Here is a 1,319-nt window from a genome sequence, read left to right as displayed (position 1 = left end):
GTGACTATTCGCCTGTACGACACCAGTGCCCGGCAGATCCGTGATTTCATCCCGCTGCGGCCGGGGTGTGTCTCGATCTACCTGTGTGGTGCCACCGTGCAGGCGGCCCCGCACATCGGGCACATCCGCTCCGGGCTGAACTTCGACATCCTGCGCCGCTGGCTGGCCTACCGCGGCTATGAGGTGACCTTCATCCGCAACGTCACCGACATCGACGACAAGATCCTGGCCAAGGCGCGCGAGCAGCACCGCCCGTGGTGGGCGATCGCCTATGCCAACGAACGCGCCTTCACCGACGGCTACACGGCCCTGGGCTGCCTGCCGCCCACCTACGAGCCGCGCGCCACCGGTCATGTGCCGGAGATGATCGCCATGATCCAGGGGCTGATCGACCGCGGCCACGCCTACGCCGCGGACGGCAACGTCTACTTCGACGTGCGCTCCTTTGCCGGCTATCTGCGCCTGTCGCGGCAGCGGCTGGACAGCCTGCAGCAGCCGGCGGAGGCGGGGGAGAGCGGCAAACGCGATCCGCGGGACTTCGCGCTGTGGAAGGCGGCCAAGCCCGGGGAGCCGACCTGGCCCACCCCGTGGGGTGCGGGCCGGCCGGGCTGGCATCTGGAGTGCTCGGCTATGGCCCACAAATACCTCGGCACCGCGTTCGACATCCACGGCGGCGGCCTGGATCTGATCTTCCCCCACCATGAGAACGAGATCGCCCAGGCGAAGGCCTACGGCGATGAGTTTGCCCGGTACTGGGTGCACAACGCGTGGGTGACCATGGCCGGGGACAAGATGTCCAAGTCGCTGGGCAACAGTGTGCTGGTGTCCGAGATGCTCAAGCGGTGGCGGCCGATCGTGCTGCGCTACTACCTGGGCACTCCGCACTACCGGTCGATGATCGAGTACAGCGAGGAGTCGCTGCGCGAGGCGGAATCAGCTTTCGCCCGGATCGAGGGGTTCGTTCAGCGGGTGGTGGAGCTGGCCGGGCCGGTGGAGCCGGCCGAGCAGGTGCCGCCGGCGTTCGCGGAGGCGATGGACGACGATCTGGGGGTGCCGCAGGCGCTGGCGGTGGTGCACACCGCCGTCCGGCAGGGCAACAGCGCGCTGGCCGCCGATGACAAGGAGGCGGCCATGGCCCGGCTGGCCGAGGTGCGGGCCATGCTCGGCGTGCTGGGTCTGGATCCGCTGGACGAGCACTGGGCGGGTCGGGCCGGTCAGAGCGGTGCCGGGGGCGGGGAGGATCTGCACCAGGTGGTGGACGCTTTGGTGGGGATGGTGCTGGAGCAGCGGGAGGCGGCGCGGGCGCGCAAGGACTGGCC

General features: G+C 69.4%; 1 protein-coding gene. It reads left to right on the top strand.

The annotated features are described in order from the left end of the window. On the top strand, positions 1 to 1,319 hold a 1,319-nt coding region (gene cysS / locus ABD224_RS29190; protein ID WP_344055328.1), incomplete at its 3' end, for a cysteine--tRNA ligase.

Source organism: Streptomyces thermoalcalitolerans (assembly GCF_039525155.1).
Classification (GTDB): Bacteria; Actinomycetota; Actinomycetes; order Streptomycetales; family Streptomycetaceae; genus Streptomyces; species Streptomyces thermovulgaris.
The sequence above is the reverse complement of the archived record's forward strand: the minus strand, read 5'-3'. Positions and strand labels throughout refer to the sequence as shown.